The 5,243-nt window shown below is 46.0% G+C and carries 6 protein-coding genes and 1 pseudogene; 1 reads left to right on the forward strand and 6 read right to left on the reverse strand.

Annotated elements, in window-relative coordinates:
* On the forward strand, nucleotides 1–374 hold a 374-nt coding region (locus BLV48_RS18510; RefSeq protein ID WP_139253986.1), incomplete at its 5' end, for an IS30 family transposase.
* A gap of 105 nt (nucleotides 375–479) precedes the next feature.
* On the opposite strand, the gene BLV48_RS18515 is transcribed toward BLV48_RS18510, so the two are convergent.
* From BLV48_RS18515 to BLV48_RS19520, 6 genes and pseudogenes are all read right to left on the reverse strand, one after another.
* A complete protein-coding gene (locus BLV48_RS18515) occupies nucleotides 480–986 on the reverse strand; it encodes a hypothetical protein (RefSeq protein ID WP_091828255.1) in 507 nt (168 codons plus the stop codon).
* A gap of 4 nt (nucleotides 987–990) precedes the next feature.
* Nucleotides 991–1,995: pseudogene (locus tag BLV48_RS18520) on the reverse strand (RHS repeat-associated core domain-containing protein); the annotation flags it as partial.
* 284 nt (nucleotides 1,996–2,279) lie between these two features.
* Complete coding sequence (locus BLV48_RS18525) at nucleotides 2,280–2,600, reverse strand: hypothetical protein (RefSeq protein ID WP_091828257.1); 321 nt, start codon at nucleotides 2,598–2,600, stop codon at nucleotides 2,280–2,282.
* Nucleotides 2,600–4,015: an RHS repeat-associated core domain-containing protein gene (locus BLV48_RS18530; RefSeq protein ID WP_091828258.1), complete on the reverse strand. Its 1,416-nt coding sequence runs from the start codon at nucleotides 4,013–4,015 to the stop codon at nucleotides 2,600–2,602. Before BLV48_RS18530 ends, BLV48_RS18525 begins: the two co-directional genes overlap by 1 nt.
* 180 nt (nucleotides 4,016–4,195) lie before the next feature.
* Entirely contained in the window at nucleotides 4,196–4,570 is a 375-nt protein-coding gene (locus BLV48_RS18535; RefSeq protein ID WP_091828259.1) for an SH3 domain-containing protein, read from the reverse strand.
* A 20-nt stretch (nucleotides 4,571–4,590) separates the two neighbouring features.
* Nucleotides 4,591–5,243 (reverse strand): RHS repeat-associated core domain-containing protein (locus tag BLV48_RS19520; RefSeq protein WP_139253987.1); only part of this gene is annotated, 653 nt, incomplete at its 5' end.

Raw genomic sequence — 5,243 nt, forward strand, 5'->3', positions numbered from 1 at the left:
ATCTGGTCCGCAAAGTAGCAGCCAAACGGGCCAGTGATGTGCGGGATGCCATCATCGATATGCTCAAGCCCTATGCAGCGTATGTGCACACGATTACGGCGGATAACGGGAGCGAATTCGTAGAGCACAAGGCTATAGCCAAAGCGCTGGGCGCGGAGTTCTATTTTGCCCACCCGTACTCGTCATGGGAGCGAGGGCTGAACGAGAACTTTAACGGCCTGCTACGCCAATACATCCCGAAAGGTACGGATCTGCGGATGATCACCGGCGAGGATGTCCGCAAGGCAGAAAAACAGTTAAACCTGAGGCCTCGCAAATGCCTCGGGTTCAGGCAGCCCGAAATTGTATTCCAGGAATACCTTCAGGCTGCATAGGCGGGTGTCGCACTTCGGAGTTGAATTCGCGGCTTGGTACTGACAACAGAAGCGTAGCTCTAAAATAATAATGGCCCGCAATGCGGGCCATTATTAGGAGATGTTTTATTTATTTCCGGCTAAACCTAATTGCTGCCTCTTGAAGTTAATATCATTATTGAACTGCAATACTAGAACTGTGCTTTTCATCCGAATACAAAAGAACACACTCTCCGATGCTGAAGTTTCAAAATTACCAACCATTTTCAACACTTCTACGTCCCTATCCTCACCCAAAATCATAGAAACCAGCTCCATAACCCTGAAGGATAAATATTTCTGTAAACTTAATAAGCTATCAGCATCGGCATAAGATGCATCCCTCACAAGATAATGCCTAATTGCGTGCTCTAGGTCTCGAATCCCACCCTTTAAGTGTTCCGAACCCGAAAAAGTTAAATTAGCCCGAGGTGTAAAAAACTTTCTTAAAGGCAACTCAACAGAAACATTCGGCTCTATTTCCAGAAGATACGAAAAAGCCGAATAATCTCTTATTTTTCCACTGAATGCTGAAACCCCATTAAGTAAACCATCTAACCGTGCAATCTCTTTTTCTCTCGCTAATCTATCCATATATTTACGCTGGACAATCGCCTCCACAAATATTTCGATAAAATTCTTCTAACCTAGACAATGCCGCAGTCAACAAAGCAATTCTTGTTGCATGGCCTTGATAACTAGCCGAGGCAGGATTCAAATCTGTATTACGCCATGCTATTTGAGCCCTCAAAACTCTAATTGCATGCCTGAGCCTTTCACATGCATCACCTCCACCAAATGGATCTGGAGTAAAATAAAGTGCTTCATCCTCTTCAAAATGGTCGTAAGGTGCGGGGCCGTCAGCAAGACCGTCCATTTGCATGTCTTGCGGAGTATCGCCAGGTATCGTCATGGCAATTAATCCAACTCCGAACACTCTGGCCCCAGGAACTGGAACAAACAAACTTACTCCGTCCAGCCCTCGAAGCCCCCAAGCGGCACCTGCGCTCATTGCTTCCAGACCATACGGATCTGTGTAAATTAGCGGATTGCCACCGACATACCCATAAGTATTAATCCCACCATTCAATCCAATAGGATCCGATTGCACATACCGCCCCGTACTGGGGTCGTAATCCCGATAGTAGTTGTAATGTAGTCCCGTTTCACTGTCAAAATACTGGCCAGGAAAACGGAGGTTGAACGTCAGGATACTCCCAGAAGCAACAGATGCTTTCCCAAATGCATCATAGTCCGCCCGCCAGACCACCGTTCCCTGATTATCACTCACGACCTGCGGTGTATTGAGGTGGTCAGTATGTATGTAGTATACGACGGCTGAAGCGGGGCCTGAATGAATCACCGCCAGTGGCTGTGTGCCCAACCAGACATACTCCACCTTTGTCTGCCCGCTATGATCAAGCTCGGCCAGCAGCTGCCCGGATTGATTGTACAGGTAGTAGGTGGTCTGGCCATTAACAGTCTTACTTGTACGCTGACGATGAGCATTGTACGTGTAGGTTGCGCTTACCGTGCCGCTCACACTGGTGAGACTGTTGTAGCGGTCGTAGCTGAAGCTCAGGCCCCCTTTACTCAGTACATTGCCATTCGTGTCTTATACCCCACAGTTTCCTACGTGAATTTATCGCGTTTCTGAACCAAAAGGTTGCCACATCAGCCTATGAAGCTGGTTGACTGACATAGAGTTTTGAACCTCCTTTTGTATGCGCTGGCCTCGAATGCACAGCCTGCTGGCTAGGCGTGCACACCGAAACCAGGGTAATCCCCCCGAAAAGGTGGCACGCTATGCTGGTGAAAATGACAATTATTTTAATAAGAAAAGGGCCAGCATTACGCTGGCCTATATAATTATTTTTAAAATAATTTTTACTGATAGAACTTACTACATTTTTTTAAAAGGCTTGCCAAGCTTTCTTCTTTTTCACTGAACTTAAATTCAATAGCTGTTAAGAAATCGATTAGTAGTTTTTCTAGCTCTATTTTAAGGTTGTTTTCATAATCAATCTTAATAGAAATCTTATCGTCAATGACGGACAGAACTATCTTGTTCCCCAAAGAATCATAAGCCTTGTATACATCATTCTGAATATCAACGGCTTCTATAGAGTCTTGTACGCTGGATACAGACATGTAAAAGTTAACATCTAACCCTTCAGCAATAATAATCGGAAAGTTATACATATTCATTAGAATCTATCCGTCCATTTCTTATCGTGCGGGCTAGGTTGGAAAGGTCTATGTCTATTAATTCCCTGTCCCGGCTGGGTTTGACCATCAGCTCCCGGATTGCCTCTACGGTGATAATGCGGCCAGCGACCATACTTATGGTTGGTTCTGTTACCATACGGAGCTATTCGTATATCTTTACCAATCTTATATTCCTTGCCAACTTTAAAACCTTTGTACAACCAGCCACCAGCTCCTGTTACGGGTACTAAAGTGCCTCCAACTTCACCAGATTGATATAGGGCAGAGCAATGATCGACAGCCCCATTTGTACCCATTTGATCTCTGAGCCAATCAGTCAGGCCAAATGAAATACCATCACCAAAGCCCGCAGCAACATCAACAGTGCCTTGTGGTAAAGGATCACCCCATGCCCAAAGACCATAAGGATCGTAAAACATGATGGGATTGTTATAGACGTAAGCGTATGTATTGAGCCCCCCATCCAACCCAATCGGATCACTCTGAAGATACCGTCCCGTACTGGGGTCGTAATCCCGATAGTAGTTGTAATGTAGCCTCGTTTCGCTGTCAAAATACTGGCCAGGAAAGCGGAGGTTGAATGTCAGGATACTCCCAGGGGCAACAGATGCTTGCCCAAATGCATCATAGTCCGCCCGCCAGACCACCGTTCCCTGATTATCACTCACGACCTGCGGTGTATTGAGATGATCAGTGTGTATGTAGTATACGACGGCTGAAGAGGGGCCTGAATGAATTACCGCCAGTGGCTGTGTGCCCAACCAGACATATTCCACCTTTGTCTGCCCGCTATGATCAAGCTCGGCCAGCAGCTGCCCGGATTGATTGTACAGGTAGTAGGTGGTTTGGCCATTAACAGTTTTGCTTGTACGCTGACGATGAGCATTGTACGTATAGGTTGCGCTTACCGTGCCGCTCACACTGGTGAGACTGTTGTAGCGGTCGTAGCTGAAGTTCAGGCCACCTTTACTCAGTACATTGCCATTCGCGTCGTACGTGTAAATACTTTGCGTTGAACCACTGATTTCGAGCAGACGGTTGCTCCAGCTGTCGACGTAGTACGTATCCACCGACTGGCCAGCTGTTTCACTCAAGCGGTTTCCGTTGCTATCGTAAGTCCAGCTTAGGGTAGTGGAGGGCGTTTGCGCATATTCCAGCCGACGCAGGGGGTCATAATCAAAGACTAACTGGCCAGTGGCCTCCCGATTGATACCCGTAATATCATCGTTGCCATTAAAGCTGTAATTCCGGTCGAGTAACTGGCCTACCTGAGTATCGGTGAGCCGGTATTGGCTGTCGTATGTGTTGGTTAGCGTCAGCCCGTTGCCATAGGTCAACCCACTGACGGGCCCGAAGGGGGCATGGGTAATGCTGTTAGCCAGCGTTGTCGTCATATCTCGACTAACAGCACCACATGCACGGCAAACCAGCAGGCCCTGTCACTTTCACCGGCCCAAACACATGTAGGCGCTGTTCCAAAATGCACACCGTGCTGGCCACATGGAGCATTTGGCCAAAACATTAATGAGGTGCTACGGTATATCTAGCACCCAAGAAACTCATTCCCTTTTTAATTAATTAGCGAATCTGTTCTCTAACATTCCTCGACATGAAAATACGACAACTTCTGAATCATAAATAAGCGATGACAAGCTCAAATCTTTATTATATAAAGCATACTCTCCGCCTGCTATATACCCCTCATCTCCGTTTTTTGTCCGAACCAAAAGCACAAAATCAGTTTTAATATCCTGACAATCGATCACGTATACCTCATCACCTGAACTTAGCTTGGTAACAAAATTTCTACCCGATGGTGGATCAACAGGACTCTCACCTAATGCCAACTCTTCTTCAGCCCGCAGAACAATAATCTCTGGCCAATAATAAAAATAGGCCATTATTAACAGTAAAAATAATGGAAATACAATCCACAAAAAGTATCGCATTGTATGGCCATACCTGTTTTCTAATTAGATTCATATCCAACCGGATTATGAGTTCCAGGATAATATATATTTCCTTTCACTCGAGGAGAGGAATTAATTATTTTATATATGTCATAAGGGAGCACCCGAGCTTTATCACTCGAATCAACAACTCCAAGTTTTTCTAGACAACCTACCCAAGGACTCCCGCAGTTATTAGTAATGCCATTGTAATCATCATAACCCTGTATGCATTGCTGTAACTGTGCTTCTTCTTCAGGGGTCAAATCTAGGACAATTCCACGACCTCCGCGATCAATATCTGGATCAGCCTGGCGATTGGCATAGTCCGAAAATGTTGGATATTTTGTATCCCAGCCATGTGGACCATATGACCAATTTTTACCATTAACATTACCCGAAATGTGTCCCCATCGTCCTGTAAACCCAGGTGATCTCCCCCACTGGACTATTTCAGTGTAGAGCCCCCACGGATCAAGCCAATTAGCTGGATTATTTTGGACATAAGCATAACTGTTAAGCCCTCCTGCTAACCCAATCGGATCACTCTCGATGTATCTTCCGGTTGCGGGGTCGTAATCCCGATAATAGTTGTAATGTAGCCCCGTTTCACTGTCAAAATACTGGCCAGGAAAGCGGAGGTTGAATGTCAGGATACTCCCAGGGGCAACAG

The organism is Marinobacterium iners DSM 11526, assembly GCF_900107855.1.
Lineage (GTDB): Bacteria > Pseudomonadota > Gammaproteobacteria > Pseudomonadales > Balneatricaceae > Marinobacterium > Marinobacterium iners.